The organism is Flavobacterium sp. HSC-32F16 (assembly GCF_024171645.1).
Lineage (GTDB): Bacteria > Bacteroidota > Bacteroidia > Flavobacteriales > Flavobacteriaceae > Flavobacterium.
In genome coordinates this window covers 447066-468411 of record NZ_JALKAC010000003.1, presented here as the reverse complement: position 1 = coordinate 468411, position 21346 = coordinate 447066, and the positions used below count along the sequence as shown (strand labels likewise).

The window sequence follows — 21346 nt, the reverse complement described above, 5'->3', positions numbered from 1 at the left end:
CCAAGATAGCACTATGCCTGAAGACAGCATTGAACAAATTAATTTCGATGAAATTAATGAACTGGCGATTTCAAAGCCTTTAGTTTCTCATATTTACACGGCCGATCCGTCGGCGCATGTATTTAATGGTAAAATTTATATTTATCCGTCGCACGATATAGATGCCGGAATTCCGTTTAACGATAACGGAGATCATTTTGGAATGGAAGATTATCATGTTTTTTCTATGGACAGTATTTCATCAGAAGCATTAGATAACGGTGTTGCGCTTCATGTAAATGATGTGGCCTGGGCCGAAAAACAAATGTGGGCGCCAGATGCAGCACATAAAAACGGAAAGTACTATTTGTACTTCCCTGCAAAACGTGCCAGCGGAATTTTCCAGATTGGAGTAGCGATCAGCGATTCTCCTTCCGGGCCTTTTACACCTCAGCCAGATGCAATAAAAGGAAGTTACAGTATTGATCCTGCGGTTTTTGAAGACGAAGACGGTAAACATTATATATATTTTGGCGGTATTTGGGGCGGACAATTGCAGAAATACAGAAACAATTTATACGACCAGAATAATGAAGAGCCTTCTGAAAATGAACCAGCTTTGGGGCCAATTGTAGCTTTGCTTCGCGAAGATATGCTTGAGCTTGCGGAAGAACCAAAAGAGATTAAAATTTTGGATGAAAAAGGAGAAATCATTTTAGCCGGCGATAATAACCGTCGTTTTTTTGAAGCTTCATGGGTTCATAAATACAACGGAAAATATTATTTCTCGTATTCAACAGGAGACACACATTTTATTTGTTATGCAATTGGCGATAATCCATATGGCCCGTTTACGTATCAGGGAAGAATTTTGAATCCGGTTGTAGGCTGGACTTCACATCATTCTATTTGTGAAGTTGAAAACGAATGGTATTTGTTTTATCACGATTCAAGTTTATCAAAAGGTGTAACGCATTTAAGAAGTATGAAAGTAACTAAAATTGATTATCTGGAAGATGGTTCGATTGTTACTATTGATCCTTACGGAATAAGAAGATCAATAGATTAAATTCAAATAAAAAAATTTATCAAAAATTACAATCGGTTGTGTAGATTGTAGAGTCTTTTGAGCTGATTTCTTGTGTGAGAGATTATTGAGCGTTTTATTATTTCTTATTAGAATTTGGAGAATCCTATTTGAGAAATCCCAGCGCGACGACATATTGGTAGAAAATTAGAGGTCATGATGGAAGAGCCTCCGCAGGGGTTAAATATTTTTATAGGCAGTATAAAGCTGCTCCGCTGGAATTTTAGATCTCAGAAGAAGTTTGAAATAATAGTCCCAGCGGTAAGAAATATTTATAGAAGATTTATTCCCATATTTATAAAAGCCCCCGAAGGGCAGACCCAAAGTAAGTGGGAACAGATTTAAAAAGTTAACAATTTAAATGCAAAAAGTATTTTTTTATAGAATACAATTATTTACTTTAGCATAACAGAACGGAACAGAACGGTATGCTAAAAGAAGAAGAAAAATTTGAGTTTATAATTAACCATGATAGTGATATTCCGAAGTACCAGCAATTGGTTGATGGTATTACGAATGCTATTGCCGAGAACATTTTACAAAAGGGAGATCTGCTTCCGTCCGTAAATGTAATCTGCAAAACATATCAGCTTTCGAGAGACACGGTTTTTAAGGCGTATACGATTTTAAAAGAACAGAATACCATTGAATCTGTACCCAATAAAGGATATTATGTGGCGGGCGAAACAAGAAAAGTGCTTTTAGTTTTAGACACTTTTAAGGCATATAAAGAAGTTTTGTATCATTCATTTGTCAATAATCTGCCGGATAATGTGATTACAGATGTGCAGTTTCATCATTATAATATTGATGTTTTTAAAACTATCATTAATAACGGAATCGGGAAGTATTACAAGTACGTGGTAATGAATTTTGATCACAAAGAAATTGCTCCGGCTTTGTCGGCAATTTCAAAAGATAAACTGCTTTTAATAGACTGGAATATTCAGGCGGATAAAGCAAATAATTATGTTTTTCAGGATTTTGGGAAGGCATTTTATAACTCATTGAAAGAAGCAGTTGATTTGTTTAAAAAGTATAAAAAAATACAATTTGTGTATCCGGACTTTACAAATCACCCAAAGGAAACGGTTGAGTTTTTTAAGAAATTCTGTGCTGATTTCAGTTTTGAATATGAGATTGTAACAGATCCTAAAAAGTTCAATATCGAGAAAGGAATAGCTTATATCAGTGTAAGTGACAGGATTTTGGGATACTTTTTAGAGCAGTGCAAAGAGAAAGATTTTGAGCCTGGAAAAGACGTTGGATTTTTATCATACAATGAAACGCCAATGAAGAAATTTATATACAAAGGAATTTCAGTTGTTTCGACTGATTTTAAAGAATTAGGAACCAAAGCAGCGGCATTTATTACGCATGACGAAGATACTCAGTGTTATGTGCCAACAAAATTAATAATAAGAGAATCATTGTAAGTATGTATTATATCGGATATGATATTGGAAGTTCTTCTGTCAAGGCAGCCTTGGTAGAAGCAGAAACGGGTAAAAAAGTAATCGTTCTGAATGAGCCGCAGAACGAAATGGAAATCCTTTCGATTCACCCGGACTGGGCAGAACAGGATCCTGAAATCTGGTGGCAGTACATTTGTACGGCAACGAAAAGAGCCATTAAAGAAGCTAATATTGATGCATCGAAAATTCAGGGAATTGGAATTTCGTACCAAATGCACGGATTGGTGGTTGTGGATGAAGCAGGAAACGCACTTCGAAATTCGATTATCTGGTGCGACAGCCGTGCGGTTGAAATTGGGAATACCGCTTTCGCCGAAATTGGAGAAGAAAAATGCATGTCGCATTTATTGAATTCGCCAGGGAATTTCACCGCTTCGAAACTGAAATGGGTAAAAGAAAACGAACCTCAGCTTTACAATAAAATTGCTAAATACATGCTTCCGGGAGATTACATTGCTTTGAAATTAACAGGCGAAGTAACGACAACCAAAAATGGTTTGTCTGAAGGGATGCTTTGGGATTATAAAGAAAATAAAGTAGCCGACTGGCTTTTAGAATATTATGGAATTGATACAGCATTAACTCCAAAAATAGTAGAGAATTTTACGAATCAAGGGGTTGTTACTGAAAAAGCTTCTGCAGAATCTGGATTGCCAGCAGGAATTCCGATTGTGTACAGAGCGGGAGATCAGCCTAATAATGCTTTGTCATTAAACGTGCTTCGTCCGGGAGAAGTTGCGGCAACAGGTGGGACTTCGGGCGTTTTCTATGCCGTGACAGAAACAAATTCAGGAAAAAGTACTCGTGTAAACAACTTCGTTCATGTGAATTATGCGGAATCAAATCCGAGAGTTGGAAAATTACTGAATATAAACGGAGCAGGAATCCAATACCGATGGATGCGAAATAATATCGGAAATGAATCCTATGAAGAAATGAATGAAAAAGCATCTCAGATAAATGTAGGTTCGCAAGGATTGGTTGTCATTCCGTTTGGAAATGGTGCTGAAAGAATGTTCAATAATAAAAACATTGGATCACATATTTTAAACCTGAATTTTAATATTCATACCAACGCGCATTTATTCAGAGCATCTTTGGAAGCAATTGCATTTTCTTTTGTTTACGGAATGGAATGCCTAAAAGATGATAATGCAACTATTAATGTGATTAGAGCTGGAAATGATAATTTATTCCGTTCCGAAATTTTCTCTAATACAGTTGCAACATTAATTGGACATGAAATTGAAATTTACAATACAACCGGAGCAGTAGGAGCAGCAAGAGCAGTAGGCTTGACAGATGGTGACTTTGAAAAATTTGGTTCAGGAATTACAACAAACGATCACGTAATGACCTTTTTGCCTCTAAAAAATAAAGAGGAATACGAAACGGCATATAAAAAATGGAAACAAGAATTAGAATTAATATTAACAAATAAATAAAAAAATCAAATGATAGTTTTAGGAGATAAAGAATACTACAAAGGTATTGGCCAAATTAAATTTGAAGGAAAAGAATCTGATAATCCGTTGGCATTTAAATATTACAATCCAGACCAAGTTGTAGCTGGAAAAACAATGCGCGAGCACTTTAAATTTGCTATTGCGTATTGGCATACTTTCTGCGGACAAGGAAGTGATCCATTCGGACCAGGTACACAGCAATTCGCTTGGGATCAGTCTTCAGATCCGTATCAGGCTGCAAAAGATAAAGCTGATGCTGCTTTTGAATTTATCAGCAAAATGGGATTTGATTATTTCTGTTTCCACGATTACGATTTGATTGCTGAAGGAGCAACTTTCGCAGAATCAGAAAAACGTTTGGCTTTTATTACAGATTACTTAAAACAGAAAAAAGCAGATTCTGGAATTAAATTGCTTTGGGGAACTTCAAACTGTTTTTCAAACCCAAGATTCATGAATGGAGCGGCTACAAATCCAGATTTTAATGTAGTGGCAAGAGCCGGCGGACAAGTAAAATTAGCGCTTGATGCAACAATTGCTTTAGGTGGAGAAAACTATGTATTCTGGGGTGGTAGAGAAGGTTATATGTCTTTACTAAACACAGATATGGGAAGAGAATTAGACCACATGGCACAATTCTTAGCAATGTCTAGAGACTACGCAAGATCTCAAGGTTTTAAAGGAACTTTCTTTATCGAACCAAAACCAATGGAGCCATCAAAACACCAATACGATTTTGACTCGGCTACAGCAATCGGATTCTTGAAAAATTATGGTTTAGACAAAGATTTTAAAATCAATATCGAAGTAAATCACGCTACATTGGCGCAGCATACTTTCCAACATGAATTAGAAGTGGCTGCAAAAGCAGGAATGTTAGGAAGTATTGATGCGAACAGAGGAGATTATCAAAACGGATGGGATACAGACCAGTTCCCAAATAATATCCAAGAAACTACAGAAGCCATGTTAGTTTTCTTAAAAGCTGGCGGTTTACAAGGAGGTGGAGTTAACTTCGATGCTAAAATCAGAAGAAATTCTACAGACTTAGAAGATGTTTTCTTAGCGCACATTGGCGGTGCTGATACTTTTGCAAGAGCTTTATTGACTGCAGATAAAATTATCACTTCTTCTCCTTACGAAAAATTAAGAACAGAAAGATACAGCTCATTCGATTCTGGAAAAGGTAAAGATTTTGCTGACGGAAAATTAAACCTTAAAGATCTTTATACTATCGCTCACGAAAATGGAGAATTAAATCTTCAAAGCGGTAAACAAGAATTGTTCGAAAACATCATCAACCAATATATTTAATTGGTTTAGATTGTAATATCCAACCTGACAGGTTTTGAAAACCTGTTAGGTTTCTACAAAATAGTTAGTGAGGCAAATATCTAAAAGAGTTTAATTTAATATGACAGCCGTTAAAAGTTAATATTTTTAAAAACTTACTTCAGATTAAAAACTTGAAAATGTGTATTAAGATTATGGCTTTTTTCGCATTGAGATTTAATAAAAATAGATTGAAGGTTTAGTTACTATTTTTTAAAATCGAAACAGAAAAGGTCAGTTTGATAAAATAATAAGTGAGGATTTTTTTATTGAAGGTTTTTTGAAGAGCAAAATCGATCTAAATGCACATTTTTACTTACTACAACACTGAGAACTTTGTCAAATTTTAAAACTTTGACAAAGTTTTTTTACGCAAAATTACTTTTAACTTAAACCAAAAAACATGAAATTTTTTATTGACACTGCCAATCTTCAGGATATTGAAGAGGCACAGGCTTTAGGCGTTTTAGACGGCGTAACCACCAATCCGTCTTTAATGGCAAAAGAAGGAATTACCGGAAAGGATAATATCCTGAAACATTATTTAGACATTTGCAATATCGTTGACGGCGATGTTTCTGCCGAAGTAATCTCAACCGATTTTGACGGAATGATAAGAGAAGGAGAAGAGCTTGCTGCTTTGCATCCGCAGATTGTAGTGAAACTGCCTATGATTGGCGATGGTATAAAAGCCTGTAAATATTTTTCGTCTAAAGGCATTAAAACCAATGTGACTTTAGTGTTTTCTGCAGGGCAGGCATTATTGGCTGCCAAAGCCGGAGCTGCTTATGTTTCGCCATTTTTAGGAAGACTCGATGATGTTTCAACAGATGGAATGCATTTAATTGCTGAAATTAGAGAAATCTACGACAATTACGATTATCAAACTCAAATATTATCTGCTTCAGTAAGACATACTATGCATATTGTAAATTGTGCCAAAGTTGGATCAGATGTTATGACTGGACCTCTTTCGGCAATAAAAGGTTTATTAAAACATCCTTTGACAGATATCGGTTTAAAACAATTTGTTGAAGATGCTAAAAAAATGAATTTGTAATTGATTTAAAGCTCATTCATTTATTCTTTTAGAAATCTCTTCCAAAGTTTGTTGGAGGGGATTTTTTTTTAAGTTTTTATTTTTTTTTAAACTAATTCAAATTCTTCATAAGAGTTTTCAAAAATGCAATAACCGCCTTTTTCTCGTACACTTCTTTAAGAGAAATAAGCATTGCAGTTCGGGTCATATTTTCTCCTTTTATGGGGATTGCAAATAACTCATTTTCGTTTTCAATAGTTGTTTTTGTTAAGATGGTATGCCACTTTCCAGTTTTAATTAATTCCAGTAAAGTAGGAATATCATTGATCTCAATCGTCACTTTTGGATTTAAATTGTTTTTTTCAAAAGCTTTATTGATAAATTGAGTAGTACTAAAGCCACTCGACGGAAGTGCAAGCGGTAATGAACTTACCTCATCAAGAGAAATGTTTTTTTTGTGAATAAACGGCGTTTCAGATGAAGTAACCAAAGCCATTGGAGAAGTAAACAATTCCCGATATTTAAAATGTGCTTCAGAAGCAATTTCTTCAAAAGTCAAAATTACATCCAGTTCAAAAAGATTCAGTTTTTGAATTAATTCCTGCGAAGTTCCAAAAACAATCTGGAATTGAATTTTAGGATACTCAGAACTAAAAACAATCAAAGCTTTTGTTACCACATGACGTAAAGCATATGTTACGCCGATAGCAATTTTTCCAGCTTCAAGATTATTTAAATCTTTTAATACTTCAAGTCCGTCAGAAGCTTTGCTTATGGACTGCTGTGCATAAACCGAAAATAAATTTCCGGCTTCTGTAAGTGTAATTCGTTTTCCAATTCGGTTAAAAAGAGGTACTTGCAATTCATCTTCCAATTGTTTAATTTGCTGTGATAAAGTACTTTGACTTATAAAAAGTACCGAAGCTGCTTCGGTAAAATTCAATAATTCCTTAGCTTTAAGAAAATATTTGAGCTGTCTGAGTTCCATTTCTAAATCGGTTTTATCGATTGATTTTATCGAAAAATAAGGTTTTACAAATATAGAAATTCTTAAGAACTTTGCTGTATTGCAAATTAAAGCAAGTAACAAAATGAAAATTATAGCTTTACAAGAAGGAAATTATATCGCCGATTCTAAAAAAGAATTCAAACTTATAACAGAAAAAACAAATGATCCGGGACTAAAAATGGCAATTCAGCCTTTTGTGATTATTACAGAAAATGACGTTATATTGTTAGATTTCGGTTTAGGATTTGTAAATGATGGAATTCCTTTTATTCATCAAATGCTTAAAAAGAATAATATCGAACCAAATCTAATTACAAAAGTCTTGGTTTCTCATCTTCATAAAGATCATATCGAAGGAATTGGTTATTTTGAAAACGGTAATTTTATTCAAAATTTTCCAAATGCAAAGATTTATATTCAAAAAAGAGAAATAGATTTTGCTTTAGAACAAGTCAATAATCCGTCGTATGTTTTTGAAATATTGAATCAGCTGAAAAAACTTTCCAATGTTGAATTAATGGATAATGACAGCGGTACTATTACTGATGAAATTTTCTACGAAGTTTCGGCTGGACATACCAAATTTCATCAGGTTTTCTGGATCAAAGCCGATGATGAAATTGTTTTTTATGGTGCCGATGATTTACCTCAAAAAGTATATTTATCTATGCACGTAGCTTACAAAACAGATTTTGACGGAAAACGTGCTATGGAATCACGTAAAAAATGGGAACAGCAGGCTAAAGACGAAAACTGGAAAGTACTTTTGTATCATGATATGAAAACACCGGTTTTAGAATTTTAGTTTTTGAAGAGAGAGAGGAAAGAGGAAAGAGGAAAGAGGAAAAATATAGATAATTACTAAAGAATATAGACAATGAGTAATTTGGAATCAATTTCGGCTTTAATTATTTATGGTTCGCTGGCACCTGGCGAATCCAATCATTCGATTATGGATTCTATTAAAGGAGACTGGCAAAAAGCAGCTATAAGAGGAAAACTGCAGGAAGGAGGCTGGGGATCGTCTTTAGGATATCATGGATTTATTCCTGTAGATACTCAAGAGGCTGAAACTATTAATTGTTATGTTCTTTTCTCAAAAGATTTACTTTCACATTGGGATTATCTCGACGAGTTTGAAGGCGATGGTTATACGCGAATTCAAACAGAATATGAACTCGAAAACGGAAAAAAGGGAATAGGATTTATTTATGCTTTAAATCAATAAGTCAAAAAATTCAGATTAAATATTTAGTCTGAATTTTTTTTTAGTCGAAAATAACACAAACAGAACACTTTTTACTTTTTCTTCCAACGAAGTTCTTAAAATAGAAAAAGCTTTTGTAATCTGAGCTTCAACCGTTTTTATCGAAACATCTAAATGTTCTGCGATTTCGATATTGGTTAAACCTTCTTTTTTACTCAAAATAAAAACCTCTTTGCATTTTGGAGGCAGATTTTGAATTTCTTTGTTCACCGCATTTAAAACTCTTTGAAAAGCTTCAGAATCATCTTCCTGAACAATTCCGTTCAAAGCATCGTAATACGATTTTTCTAATGAAAACAAGGATTGGTTTTTTCTGTACAAATCAATAAATTCATTGTAAACCAGTTTGTACAGAAAACTTTTTAAGGCATGATCTGTTTTTAGTCTTGTGCGCTGTTCCCAAACCTTGATAAAAACATTTTGTACAATATCTTCGGCACTGTAAACATTTTTTACTAAGCTGTTAGCATAAACGCAAAGCTTATGATGATATGTGTCGATTAAATAAGTGTATGCGCCTTCATCTCCGTTTCGTAGAGACTCAATTAATACATCATTATTGTTGTAATCAGCATTTATCATAGAAACAAATATATAAATTAAAATTTTTAACGCTTAAAGAGAGATTGAATTTGAATCAAATTCGCTGTTTTTTTTATTTTCTATTTGAAAATTAGTACAAATAAAGCATCAAAAAAGGCAAAGATAAAAGCATTTACTTCTTAACTTCTATCAATTTAGTCGTATTTATTGAAAGAAAAGACTTGTGAAAAATAAAAAATTCATCAAAATGAAAAAAACTTTATCAAATTGTTAGGGTTTTGTTTTTTGGCTTCGTAATAATATTAAAAATAACTAAAATGACAGTAAAAAAGTCAGAGAGATTAATTGTTAAATTTATCACAAATCAGGCGAGTCAGGAGGAAATTGAAGCCTTGACAGAATGGTTAAAAGAGGATAAAAACCAACTTGTGTTTAAGGATTTTATAAAAACCAATTACGCAATAGAGACAGCCATGAATAATTTTGATTCTACCGAAGTTAGAAAACAGCTTTCGGATAGGATTCAAAAAGAAAATAATGTGTTTTACAAAAGAAGGTTTTCATCGTATTACAAATATGCGGCGATTTTGATTGTGGCTTTAGGCGGATTTTATTTTTATAAAAGTTCGAATGCCATATCAAATCCAAAACAAAATGTTGTAATTCCGAGAGAAGATGAAATCGTACTTCAAATTGGAAGTCAATCTCAGAATCTTGACCCAAATGAGGCAGGAAATGTAAAAGACGAAAAGGGAAACATAATTGGGAAACAGGAAAAAAACAGATTGGTTTACAACAAAACCTATTCAAATGGAGAATTGGTTTACAATACAATCAAAATTCCGTACGGGAAAAAGTTTGAAGTTCAATTATCAGACGGAACAGTTGTGTATTTAAATGCCGGAACTTCACTGCGATATCCGGTTCAGTTTGTCAAAAATCAAAACCGACAAGTGAATTTACTCGGTGAAGCTTATTTTGAAGTTGAGAAAGATAAAGCACATCCGTTTACGGTAAATACGCAAAATGTAAATGTTGAGGTTCTGGGAACTAAGTTTAATGTGGATACGTATAGTGAAAATATAAGTACGAATGTTGTTTTGGTCGAAGGTAAAGTTTCGCTCTACAAAGATCAAAAAACAAACGAAGATCAAGTGTATTTAAAACCTGGCATGAAAGGTTCGAATATAAAAGGGCAGTCAAAAATTACAACCGAAGAAGTTAATACAGATTATTATACAGCCTGGGTAAAAGGAAGTTTAGTGTTTAAAAATGCTTCGTTTGAGGATATTATCAAAAAGCTGGAACGTCATTACAATGTCACTTTTATCAACAGAAATAAAATGCTGGGCAAAGAGATTTTCAACGCCCGTTTTGATAACGAACCTATTGAAGTGGTTTTAAAATATTTTAGCGACAGCTACGCAATAGATTACAATATAGACAGGGATAAAATAACTATTAAGTAAGAGAATAAAGAATAGAGAGAAAAGAATATAGAGAAAAGAATATAGAGAAGAGAATATAGAGAAGAGAATAGAAGCAGGATAAATCTAAAATCAGAAATCTAGAATGCCTATGTAACAAAAATCCAAAAAGAAAGGGATCGTTATTATAAAAAAAAAACCGGAAAATGCGCCAACATTTCCCGGTAGAATAAATGCGATCAGTTAATTAACCAACCAACATTAAAAAACATTTTAAAAGTATGAAAAAACTATTGAACAGAATGAGGTTCAACACGCCTTTTTTGAAATTCGATTTGAAGATGAAATTGACCACACTATTTTTAATAACCACTCTCACGGTTATGCAGGCAGGGGTAACGTACTCGCAAAAAACAAAAATGTCTTTCAGTGCCAATAATATGACTGTTGCCAAAGCAATAGAAAAATTAGAGTACACAACCAGCTACAGATTTGTTTATAATGTAAAATCAGTTGATTTAAACAGAACCATTTATGTAAATGAAAGTAATGTTTCTATCGAGACGATTTTAAATACCATTTTTGGCAATACCGGAACAGATTATAAAGTTTCAGGAAACCATATTGTATTAATGGCAAAAAAAGCTCCTGCAGAAACAAAAGCATTAAAAGCAGAGGCAGACTTTATTGTAAAAGGCCGTGTAACTGATGAAAAAGGAATGCCGTTAGCAGGTGCCGCAATTTCAGATAATGGTTCAGGAAGAGGTGTTCAGACAGATTTTAATGGAGAATATCAAATTATAACTGTTGGAAGCGAAACAACTTTAGCATTTGCCTATTTAGGATATGTAAGACAGGAAATTAAAGTTCAAGGAAGAAGTGTAATCAATGTTGTTTTAAAAGAAGATGTCCTTGAACTTGAAGGATTAGTTTTGAAAACTGGTTATCAGGATATATCTGCAGAAAAAGCAACGGGATCTTTCTCAAGTTTAAAAGCAAAGGATTTTCAAGAACAGCGTTTAAGCAGTTTGGATAAAGTTTTAGAAGGACGTATTGTGGGGTATCAGGATGGAAAAATTCGTGGAACAACTTCTATGAATGTTAATGCGATGGCTCCTTTATATGTTATTGATGGTTTCCCTGTTGAGAATACTAGATTAACTCCTTACGCAACTATAGAAGAGAATGTCCCAAGTTTAAACTTAGAAGATATTGAAACGATTACAGTTTTAAAAGATGCTGCAGCTTCTTCTATTTATGGTGCTCGTGCAGCGAATGGAGTTGTAGTAATTACAACAAAAAAAGCAAAAAATGGAAAAACAAATATTTCGTTTTCAAGTAATTTAACCGTTACGCCTTACCGAAATTATACTGGTAATATTACTAGTTCTGCTGATATTATTGGTTTAGAAAGAGGATGGGCAGAAGGAAATCCTAATTTGAAAACCGCTAATTCAGCTACTTATGCGCAGTCTTTATTGAATAATGCAGTATTTCAAAGTTTAGGGATGCAGACCATTTTAAATGGCTATGCAGGAAATATTTCTCAAACAGATATGAATAATCGCTTGAATCAACTAGGTTCTCAAGGTTATAAATACTATGATGATGTAGCAAAATATGCAAAACGTGATCAGTATTTTATGCAGCACAACCTTAGTTTAGGTAAAGCCAGCGAAAACAATACTTTTAATGCGTCTATAACATATAAAGACAATAAGCTGGAAGATATGTATTCTGAAAACCAATCTGTTGGGATTAATTTGAAAAATTCAACACAAATTAACAGCTGGCTGTCTTTAGATTTAGGAACGTATTTAAATTACGGAATAGGAGATACTCAGTATTATAAGCCAATCAATTCAGCTGCTGTTTCAGATAATCCGGGTTATAAATGGCAGCCATACAATCAATTGGTAAATAACGACGGAACTAATTTTGTTTCTACTGCTGCTTCTCGCTACAATAATTTCACGCTTAATTCTATGCAGACTTATGGTCTTTATAACATGGATATTACGCCAATGGACGAGTTAGGAAGAAATTTAACTGAAAACAAAAATTTCCTAAACAGAACGTTTGCTAAGTTTAATGTGGAATTCAGCAACGCATTTACTTACAATGTGATGTTCCAATATGAATTTGCTTCAGATCGCGCAAGCCAGTTATTTGACAGAGACTCGTACTATGTAAGAAGCAAAGTAAATGGTTTGGTAACAATTGTGAATAACAAAGCGGTTTATAATTTGCCTTATGGAGATATCCTTAAAGAAACGAATCAGTTTTCTAATGCTTATAATTTCCGCCAGCAGTTAAATTTCAATCAGACTTTTGCAGAAAAGCATGATTTTTCTGCGATTGCAGGTATGGAAATCCGTCATTCAAAGCAAGAATATAATGATAACACTCGTTATGGTTACGATTCACAAGCTTTATCTTTTACAGCAATAAATCAGGCTGATTTATTAAAAGTATACGGATCTGTTTTTGGCGGTTATATGTCACAAAACGACTTTGGATTAGAAAAAGAATTACAAAATCGTTATGTTTCTGTTTACTCAACAGGAGGTTATACGTACGACAAAAAATATTCTCTTTCTGGTAGTATTCGTTGGGATCGTTCTAATCTTTGGGGAACAGACAGTAAATACCAAAACAAACCTATCTGGTCTGTAGGTGCGGGCTGGAATATTAACAATGAATCATTTTTTAACGTTGCTTGGGTTGATGCTCTTAAACTACGTGGTTCTTATGGTATTGCAGGAAATATTGCCAAAGATTCTGCACCTTATTTAACAGCTTTTTATTACTCCAATACAAATGTTGGAGGAACTTACGGAAGTGTAGGTAAACGACCAAATCCTGAATTATCTTGGGAAAAAACAACAACAACGAATATTGGTTTAGATTTCTCTTTCTTTAAAAGCAGATTAAGTGGAACGCTAGATTTTTACAATAAAAAAGGTCAAGATTTATTAGCGACTAGTCAGGGAATTCCAACAGAAGGATTCGGATATTCTCCTTACACACTTAATAACGGAGAAATGACCAACAAAGGTATCGAAGTTACCTTAAGAGGAACAATGGTAAAAACGCCTTCTTTCTCTTGGGATGCGGCTGTTTTGTATGCCTATAATAAAAATACTGTAGATTATGTAAATGTAAAAGCTCCTGTTTACTATTTACAATTAGATCATCCACAGGCTTATCCTAGAATTGGAACAAGTTTTAACACCATTTATGGTTACCAATGGGCTGGTTTAAGCAATACAGGACTGCCTCAGGTTTATGATGCCTCAGGTACAGCGGTAAAATATAATCCGGGTCAGTTAGATGCGATTAAAGATTATGGCTCAACAGTTCCTATACACAGTGGTTCTTTTCATACCTCAGCAAATTATAAAAACTTCTCACTTTCGGCTCTTTTCATTTATGAGTTAGGACATAAAGTAAAAAACACATTCCTGCCAATGTTGGCTAACAATTACAATGGCGCACTTGGAGGTTATGTAACCGATATTTCGGTGGCCAACAATCGTATTGCAGATCGTTGGATGCAGCCAGGTGATGAAGCTTTTACCAATATTCCGAGAGCAGTTTATGAATATGAAGCAGATTTTAATTCAGAATCTCGTACTATTTATTCGTATGCAGATATTAATATTTTGGATGCATCAAATTTAAGATTGAGCAACATTTCGTTAGCGTATCAAATGCCAAAAGATATTATTAAAAGAGTAAAACTAGACGGAGTACGATTCAATTTGAACGCAGAAAACGTATATACTTTTGCCAAAAGCAGAGATGCCAAATATATGTTAGGCGGTTTCATATCTCCAAGCTTTGTTATGGGTGTAAATGTTAATTTCTAATTTATAAAGACTAGACGATGAAAAATATATATAAAAAAGCAGCGTGCTTATTGGTTTTAGGATTAACCTTGGCATCTTGCGATGATTACTTGAGCGATGTGCCAAAAGGAGCAAAATCTCCAGAAACATTAGCAGACTATGAAGCTTTTTTGCGCGATGAATATAATACAAGATTAGATATCCTGGGAGCTGTATACGTGCTAAATGATCAATTCATAACAGCTGCTACTCTAACAAGTAATAGATTGTATAATGCAAATTATATGTGGGACGAAAATGCAGATCGTATTGCGTTGAAAGTATCAGATGAATCTACATATTATACAACGTATGGCGGAATTTCGTCCTTTAATTTAATTATTGAAAATGCGCTTTCGACAACTAAAGCGACTGAACAAGAACAGAGAGTGGTTTGGGCACAAGCAAAAATAATGCGTGCTATGAACTTTTTTTATGTGACTAATTTTTATGCAGATACTTATGCAGCTTCTACCGCAGCAACAAAATTATCAGTTCCGTTAATTACGAGTGCCAATATCAATGCGCCAAGCAAACAAGTAACCATTCAGGAAATGTATGATTTTATTCTAAATGACATTAAAGAAGCATTGCCTTATTTGCCTAAGGTTTCTCAAACCGCTTTGCATCCTAATTTAGGAGCAGGTTATGCTTTTTATTCAAGAGTTTATCTGCAGATGAATAATTATACGGAGGCTTTAAAATATGCTGATTTGGCATTAGCAGAAAATAATAAACTCTTTGACTGGGCAGCTTTCTACGAAGCAAATAAAGCCATTATAGATGTTCCAAATTCTTATACAACAGCAGTTTCGCCGATGGGATATAACAATGTTGAAAACTATTTTTTTAGACACGGTTCAAGCCGTTCATTAGGAAGAGAACCAAGCATACCAGTAGAAAGAGCTGCGCGTTTTGAAACGGGAGATGCACGTTTAAAATCTCGTTGGAAATTAAGAACCGTAGGAGCTGATACTTACTACTATTCAATATTGTCAGGAATGTACAATTTTGGAGGACTTACAACTGTTGAGGTTTATTTAATAAAAGCGGAGTGTTTAGCACGTGATAATAAAATCAGTGAAGCATTAGCTATTTTAAATGGGGTTCGTAAAACTCGTATTCTTCCAGCCTCTTATCAGGATATTTCAACTACAGATAAAGCAGCTGCTTTGAACGCTATTTACAAAACAAAAAATAATGAACTGCTGCAAACGCTTACACCTTATGCAGATGCACGCCGTTTAAATGCAGAAGGAATTTACAAAGTTAGTTTCACTAAAGTAGTAAATGGAGTTACGTACACATTAAAATCGGATTCTCATTTATGGACATCGCCTTTCCCACAAGGAGCAACACAAAATCCAGGAAACGGAACATTAACACAAAACGTAAATAAATAATAATTCAAAGCTTCCTGATTAGGAATCCCGAAAGGGAAGCTTTTCTATAAAAACATCAATCAAAAATGAATACAATTAAATATAAAATATTTGCAGTCTGCATCTGTTTGTTTACTATTTCAAACAGTCAGGCGCAAAAGAAAAAGACAGCAGTTTCGACGGTATCGTCTTACACTATTGACGGAGACGTTACAGGTCTTGAAGATGGGACAACTGTAAAATTAATTCCGGGTGGTACACATTCATCAGAATTGCCGGTAGCAGAAACTATACTAAAAGAAGGTAAATTTACCTTTACAGGAAAATTAAACGAACCGCGTTTTTTCTATATTATCTTTGGTAAAAACAAAGGAAACATTTCTGTAATGGCCGAAAATTCTAAAATAAAAATTACAGCTGCAGGAAGCGTTTCCAAAGCAGAAGGAGAATGGATCTCTTTTAAAGATATAAAGATCACGGGTTCTAAATCACATGAGTTTTATGAAAAAGAAACCGCTTTTAAAGCAGAATTAGATAAAGATTATACTGCCTATCACGTAGGAATAGATGAATTGAGTAATAAAGTAAGTAAAGCCAGAAAAGAAGGAAATAAAAAAGCTTTAGACTCTCTTTATGGCACTGAAGAATGGAAAGTTTTTGAAGCAAAAGAAAAAGCCTTTTTTACCAAAGTAGAAAAAACAACATTAGATCTTATTGCAAAACATAAAGCAACTTGGTGGGGACCGTTTTTTATGATGACAAATTTCAGTTATTTCACACCGGAACAAAAACCATTGTACGATCAGTTTTCTGAAACAGCAAAGAAAAGTTACTACGGACAAATTTTAGATAAAGATTTAAATCCGAAATCATTAATTGGAACAAGCATTGCTAATTTCAGTTTAAAAGATAAAGACGGAAAACCATACGCAGCGAAAGATATTACAGCAGGAAAAAAATACATTTTGGTTGACTTTTGGGCTTCTTGGTGCGGACCATGCCGAAAAGAAATTCCAAACCTAAAAACAGCTTATTCAGAATATTCAGGAAAAGGATTTGAAATTTTAAGTATCTCAATTGATAAAGACGAAAAAGCGTGGCAAAAAGCCTTAGGAATTGAAAATATGCAATGGCATAATCTTTTAGATGATGACAAAGTAAGCAAAGCATTTAATGTAAAAGCAATTCCTGCAACCTATTTAGTTGATAGTAAAGGTGTAATTATCAGCGATAATTTAAGAGGTGCAGAATTAGAAGCAAAATTAAAAGAACTATTAAAATCTTGATTTTTAGTTTTTAGTCACAGTAAGTGCTGAAAACTGAAAACCGTGACTGAAAACGGAAACAAAAAACTAAAAAAATAACTCACATGAAAAATACAATCTTAAAATCGTCATTAATTGTATTGGCACTTGCATCTGTAACTACTTCTTGCTCTAAAAAAGAAGGTTACACAATCAACGGTACTATTGCCGGATTAGATAAAGGAATGGTTTATCTGGAAAATACAGATGAAAAAGGAAACAAACAAATAGCAGATTCTGCACAAATTAAGGAAGGAGGAACTTTTACATTTGAAGGAAAAGTTTCAGAACCTTTATTATATACCGTTAAATTAAAAGGAGAAGAATATGGTGCTTTCTTTCTTTTAGATAACGATGACATAAAAATTGAAGCCAAAAAAGATTCTATCTATAAAGCTAAAATCAGCGGTACAGCACAAAATGATATTTACAAATCCTACTACGATAATGAATTCAAAAAAATCCAGAATATCGCTGGCCCTGTTTATAAATTATCTGATTCCTTAACTCAAAACGGAAAAGTAAAATTAACAGCCGAACAGCAAACCATGATGGATAAAAAGTGGAAGGATCTTGCCGCTTTCGCCGATGATTTAACCGATAAATTTATCAGAAAAAATAAAGATAAAATAGCAGCAGCTTTAATAATCAACGATCGAATTGTATCGTATGGAACTCCGGAACAGGTAAAAACCTATTATGCCGTTTTATCTCCCGAAGTACAAAAATCAATTTACGGAAAACAGTTAAAAGAAGCTATCGATCTTAATGATAAAACAGCTGTAGGCGTAACGGCTCCGGAATTTTCTCAAACTGATATTAACGGAAAAGCAGTGAAACTTTCAGATTACAAAGGCAAATATGTTTTGGTAGATTTCTGGGCTTCTTGGTGCGGACCATGCCGAAAAGAAAATCCAAATGTAGTTTTAGCTTATAAAACCTATCACGAAAAAGGATTTGATGTTTTAGGAGTTTCTTTAGATGATAAAAAGAAACTTTGGGAAAAAGCAATTGAAAAAGACGGTTTAACCTGGACTCATGTTTCTGATTTAAAAGGATGGCAGAACGAAGCCGCTGTTTTATACGGAGTAAAAATGGTGCCAACGAATTACTTAATTGGTCCAGACGGAAAAATCGTTGCCAAAAACCTTAGAGAAGCAGAATTACAATCTAAACTAAAAGAAATCTTCAGTAAATCTTAAAGACTAGTATTTAGCCGCTCCCGATAGCTGTCGGGATCAGTCCCAGTCTCAGTCTCAGTTCAAACTGCAAAGTGTGACTGCGGCAGAAAACTAAAAAAATATCAACAAAAACATGAAAAAACACATCCTTCTGGGCTATTGCTCACTAGCATTCTGCACGCTTGTTTCTGCGCAGAATAAATCAGTTAACTTCAAGAAAATAAAAGAATTAGGCGGGATAGAAGAATATTTATACCAGCCAAACGGCATGAATGTTTTGCTTTTGCAGGACAATGCTTCGCCAGTTGCAACCGTACAGATTGTATATCGTGTAGGTTCTAAACATGAGGTTTTAGGAAACACAGGATCGACACACCTTTTAGAACATTTAATGTTTAAAGGAACGCCGGGTTTCAACAAAAAAAACGGAAATACTATTACAGATGTTTTACAAAATACAGGAGCGCAGTTAAATGCCACAACATGGTATGATCGTACAAATTATTTCGAAACACTTCCAAGTGATAAAATAGAACTGGCACTTCAAATCGAAGCCGACAGAATGCGTAATTCTTTATTATTAAAAGAAGATAAAGAAGCAGAAATGACGGTTGTCCGTAACGAATTTGAACGCGGCGAAAACAATCCAAACAGCTTATTAGACAAAGAAATCTGGGCTTCGGCATATATTGCACATCCGTATCATCACTCCACAATTGGTTGGAAATCCGATATAGAAAATGCACCAATCGAAGTTTTGCGTAATTTCTATAATACCTATTATTGGCCGGATAATGCGACTTTAACCATTATTGGAGATTTTAAAAAAGAGAATGTTTTTGATTTAATCGAAAAGTATTTCGGCAAAATTACAAAAGCGCCAAACGTAATGCCGCAACCTTACACGCAGGAACCGCAGCAATATGGCGCACGTAAAATTATAGTGAGAAAACCGGGAGAATTAGGCGTAATAAATAAAGCCTATAAAATTCCGGGTGCTTTACACGAAGATCTTCCAGCGTTGAATATTCTGGGAGAAATTATAGGTTCCGGCCCATCGGCTATTTTAAATAAAACTTTCGTTGACAGCCGTTTAGGAATTTATGCATATGCAAGTGCAACAAATTTCAAAGAAGTCGGTCTTTTTACTATTGGAGTTGGTTTTCCAACCTCATCAAAACATGAAGATATTGATGCAAAAATCAGCGAAGTGGTAGCAAAAATTCAAAAAGAAGGCGTAACACAAGATGAGGTAAACAGAGTAGTTGCCAAAATTAGTGCACAGACCATTTTAGCAAGAGATGGTTCTGGCGTAATTGCATCAGAATTGAATGAAGCGATTGCTTCGGGCGACTGGACAGATTATGTAACAGGAGTTGACAGATTAAAAAAAGTAACTCCGGCGGATGTTCTTCGCGTTGCGCAAAAATATTTAGTTGAAGACCAAAGTACAACGGGTTATTTTATTCCGAAACAATCTGGAAATCAAAATCAGGATTCGGCAAAAGCAAATAACTTTATTACTGAAAACGGACCTTTTTATTACAGACATTCAGAAGATGGACATGTACACGAAGAATCAGGATCAGCTATTTTATCGGAACAAAAAAACACAACAGAAATCGCTTTTGATGATACAATAATCGAAAAAACAGCTTCGGCTTACAAAAGAGAAAAAGCAGCTGGAATTGATGTGATTTCAGTAAAAACCTCGGCTAAAGATTTCGTAACCGTTGCAGCAAGTATTTCATTAGGAAATTATGCAAATGAAGGCAAAAACAATATGATTCCGTCTTTAACAGCGTCAATGCTGTCAAAAGGAACTACGTTGAATGACAAGTTTAAATTCTCAGAAAAACTGCAAAAATTAGGCGTAAACCTAAGCGTAAATGCCTCAACTTTCAAAATCAATATTGGATTTAAATGTTTGAAAAAAGATTTAGATCAGGTGATTACATTATTGGCAGAAGAATTAAGAAATCCATTGTTTGATGCCAAAGAATTTGAAAACTTAAAACAGCAGTTTATCGGAAACACACAGCAGGATTTAAACGATCCGGGCGAAAGAGGAGGCATTGCATTATCGCAGGCTATTTATCCAAAGGCGAACCCAAATTACAGCTTAAGTGTTGAAGACAATATCGAAAATATCAAAAAAGCAACTTTAGATGAAGTGAAATCTTTTCACAAAAAATATTTCGGAACGGCTTCTATGCATTTAGTAATTGTGGGCGATACAGAAGGTGCTGCTTTAAATGCTTCTTTAAAAAAATCATTCAAAAACTGGAATGGCGGAGTAGTAGAAAACATGAAATTTGAAGAAGCCGTAAAAGCCAATTCAAAAACAGAAGTAGTAACAATTCCGGAAAAACCAAGTGCCGAATTGTTCATCGGACAATACACAGGCTTAAAAAGAACAGATGCTGATTATATTCCGTTTTACATTGCCAATTATACTTTAGGTGCCGGTTTTGCCGGACGTTTAATGCAGACAGTTCGTGACAATGACGGTTTAACCTATAGTATTTCATCTGGTTTAGGAGGAAATATTACAACCGGAGGTTACTGGTTTGTAAACGCCTCTTTTAACCCGGCATTATTTCAAAAAGGTTTAGATGCTACAAAAGTTCAGGTTGATAAATGGGTTAAAGACGGAATTACCGCAACAGAATTAGAAAACAAGAAAACCAATTTAATTGGAAGTTTTAAAGTAGGAATGTCAACCACAAACGGAATGGCAAGAACTATTTTAGGTTTTGTAGAAAGAGGTTTAGAGCCAAATTACATCGAACAATACCCAAAAGATATTGAAAAAGTGACCTTACAGCAGGTAAATGATGCCGTTAAAAAATACATTCAATTAGACAAAATGATCATTATCAAATCAGGTTCGTTGGATAAAGACGGGAATCCGTTGAAGTAGTTTTTTATAAGCAGTCTCAGTGTGCAGTCTCAGTCACAGTAT

15 protein-coding genes are annotated in these 21346 nt (G+C 34.2%); 13 read left to right on the top strand and 2 right to left on the bottom strand.

Annotated features, from left to right (window positions below):
* Window positions 1-13: 13 nt before the first annotated feature.
* The 5 genes from L1276_RS13215 (at window position 14) to fsa (ending at window position 6399) form a co-directional block, all read left to right on the top strand.
* Window positions 14-1048: a glycoside hydrolase family 43 protein gene (locus L1276_RS13215; RefSeq protein WP_253788506.1), complete on the top strand. Its 1035-nt coding sequence runs from the start codon at window positions 14-16 to the stop codon at window positions 1046-1048.
* A gap of 446 nt (window positions 1049-1494) precedes the next feature.
* Window positions 1495-2502, top strand: a complete 1008-nt coding sequence (locus L1276_RS13210; RefSeq protein WP_253788504.1) for a GntR family transcriptional regulator — start codon at window positions 1495-1497, stop codon at window positions 2500-2502.
* Between the two features lie 2 nt (window positions 2503-2504).
* Window positions 2505-3986 carry a xylulokinase gene (locus tag L1276_RS13205; RefSeq protein ID WP_253788502.1) on the top strand — a complete coding sequence of 494 codons (1482 nt, stop codon included), beginning with the start codon at window positions 2505-2507 and terminating at the stop codon, window positions 3984-3986.
* 9 nt (window positions 3987-3995) lie between these two features.
* A complete protein-coding gene (gene xylA / locus L1276_RS13200) occupies window positions 3996-5321 on the top strand; it encodes a xylose isomerase (RefSeq protein WP_253788500.1) in 1326 nt (441 codons plus the stop codon).
* Between the two features lie 421 nt (window positions 5322-5742).
* On the top strand, window positions 5743-6399 hold the full coding sequence (fsa, locus tag L1276_RS13195) for a fructose-6-phosphate aldolase (protein WP_253788498.1): 657 nt from the start codon (window positions 5743-5745) through the stop codon (window positions 6397-6399).
* 91 nt (window positions 6400-6490) lie between these two features.
* Here the strand turns inward: fsa and L1276_RS13190 are convergent, their stop codons facing one another.
* The gene (locus L1276_RS13190) at window positions 6491-7366 is read right to left on the bottom strand and encodes a LysR substrate-binding domain-containing protein (protein WP_253788496.1); all 876 of its coding nucleotides are present in this window, start codon (window positions 7364-7366) and stop codon (window positions 6491-6493) included.
* 103 nt (window positions 7367-7469) lie between these two features.
* Here L1276_RS13190 and L1276_RS13185 point away from each other — a divergent pair, with 103 nt between their 5' ends.
* Window positions 7470-8192: an MBL fold metallo-hydrolase gene (locus L1276_RS13185; RefSeq protein WP_253788494.1), complete on the top strand. Its 723-nt coding sequence runs from the start codon at window positions 7470-7472 to the stop codon at window positions 8190-8192.
* A 72-nt stretch (window positions 8193-8264) separates the two neighbouring features.
* Window positions 8265-8615, top strand: coding sequence for a gamma-glutamylcyclotransferase family protein (locus L1276_RS13180; protein ID WP_253788493.1), 351 nt, complete (start codon window positions 8265-8267; stop codon window positions 8613-8615).
* 15 nt (window positions 8616-8630) lie between these two features.
* Here the strand turns inward: L1276_RS13180 and L1276_RS13175 are convergent, their stop codons facing one another.
* Window positions 8631-9236 carry an RNA polymerase sigma factor gene (locus L1276_RS13175; protein WP_253788492.1) on the bottom strand — a complete coding sequence of 202 codons (606 nt, stop codon included), beginning with the start codon at window positions 9234-9236 and terminating at the stop codon, window positions 8631-8633.
* A 278-nt stretch (window positions 9237-9514) separates the two neighbouring features.
* Between L1276_RS13175 and L1276_RS13170 the strand changes: the two genes are divergently transcribed.
* The 6 genes from L1276_RS13170 (at window position 9515) to L1276_RS13145 (ending at window position 21304) form a co-directional block, all read left to right on the top strand.
* Window positions 9515-10666: a FecR family protein gene (locus tag L1276_RS13170; RefSeq protein ID WP_253788491.1), complete on the top strand. Its 1152-nt coding sequence runs from the start codon at window positions 9515-9517 to the stop codon at window positions 10664-10666.
* 239 nt (window positions 10667-10905) lie between these two features.
* Entirely contained in the window at window positions 10906-14496 is a 3591-nt protein-coding gene (locus L1276_RS13165; protein WP_253788490.1) for a SusC/RagA family TonB-linked outer membrane protein, read from the top strand.
* 17 nt (window positions 14497-14513) lie between these two features.
* Window positions 14514-15917 carry a RagB/SusD family nutrient uptake outer membrane protein gene (locus L1276_RS13160; protein WP_253788489.1) on the top strand — a complete coding sequence of 468 codons (1404 nt, stop codon included), beginning with the start codon at window positions 14514-14516 and terminating at the stop codon, window positions 15915-15917.
* Window positions 15918-15982: 65 nt separating this feature from the next.
* Window positions 15983-17182, top strand: a complete 1200-nt coding sequence (locus tag L1276_RS13155) for a TlpA disulfide reductase family protein (protein ID WP_253788488.1) — start codon at window positions 15983-15985, stop codon at window positions 17180-17182.
* Window positions 17183-17265: 83 nt separating this feature from the next.
* Window positions 17266-18402 carry a TlpA disulfide reductase family protein gene (locus L1276_RS13150; protein ID WP_253788487.1) on the top strand — a complete coding sequence of 379 codons (1137 nt, stop codon included), beginning with the start codon at window positions 17266-17268 and terminating at the stop codon, window positions 18400-18402.
* 112 nt (window positions 18403-18514) lie between these two features.
* Window positions 18515-21304: a pitrilysin family protein gene (locus tag L1276_RS13145; protein WP_253788486.1), complete on the top strand. Its 2790-nt coding sequence runs from the start codon at window positions 18515-18517 to the stop codon at window positions 21302-21304.
* Window positions 21305-21346: the final 42 nt, after the last annotated feature.

Coding starts and splice junctions, on each gene's coding strand:
- L1276_RS13205 (WP_253788502.1), top strand. CDS start 2,505: ATGTATTATATCGGATATGATATTGGAAGTTCTTCTGTCAAGGCAGCC.
- L1276_RS13165 (WP_253788490.1), top strand. CDS start 10,906: ATGAAAAAACTATTGAACAGAATGAGGTTCAACACGCCTTTTTTGAAA.
- L1276_RS13210 (WP_253788504.1), top strand. CDS start 1,495: ATGCTAAAAGAAGAAGAAAAATTTGAGTTTATAATTAACCATGATAGT.
- L1276_RS13175 (WP_253788492.1), bottom strand. CDS start 9,236: ATGATAAATGCTGATTACAACAATAATGATGTATTAATTGAGTCTCTA.
- L1276_RS13145 (WP_253788486.1), top strand. CDS start 18,515: ATGAAAAAACACATCCTTCTGGGCTATTGCTCACTAGCATTCTGCACG.
- L1276_RS13215 (WP_253788506.1), top strand. CDS start 14: ATGCCTGAAGACAGCATTGAACAAATTAATTTCGATGAAATTAATGAA.
- L1276_RS13150 (WP_253788487.1), top strand. CDS start 17,266: ATGAAAAATACAATCTTAAAATCGTCATTAATTGTATTGGCACTTGCA.
- xylA (WP_253788500.1), top strand. CDS start 3,996: ATGATAGTTTTAGGAGATAAAGAATACTACAAAGGTATTGGCCAAATT.
- L1276_RS13160 (WP_253788489.1), top strand. CDS start 14,514: ATGAAAAATATATATAAAAAAGCAGCGTGCTTATTGGTTTTAGGATTA.
- L1276_RS13185 (WP_253788494.1), top strand. CDS start 7,470: ATGAAAATTATAGCTTTACAAGAAGGAAATTATATCGCCGATTCTAAA.
- L1276_RS13170 (WP_253788491.1), top strand. CDS start 9,515: ATGACAGTAAAAAAGTCAGAGAGATTAATTGTTAAATTTATCACAAAT.
- L1276_RS13155 (WP_253788488.1), top strand. CDS start 15,983: ATGAATACAATTAAATATAAAATATTTGCAGTCTGCATCTGTTTGTTT.
- L1276_RS13190 (WP_253788496.1), bottom strand. CDS start 7,366: ATGGAACTCAGACAGCTCAAATATTTTCTTAAAGCTAAGGAATTATTG.
- fsa (WP_253788498.1), top strand. CDS start 5,743: ATGAAATTTTTTATTGACACTGCCAATCTTCAGGATATTGAAGAGGCA.
- L1276_RS13180 (WP_253788493.1), top strand. CDS start 8,265: ATGAGTAATTTGGAATCAATTTCGGCTTTAATTATTTATGGTTCGCTG.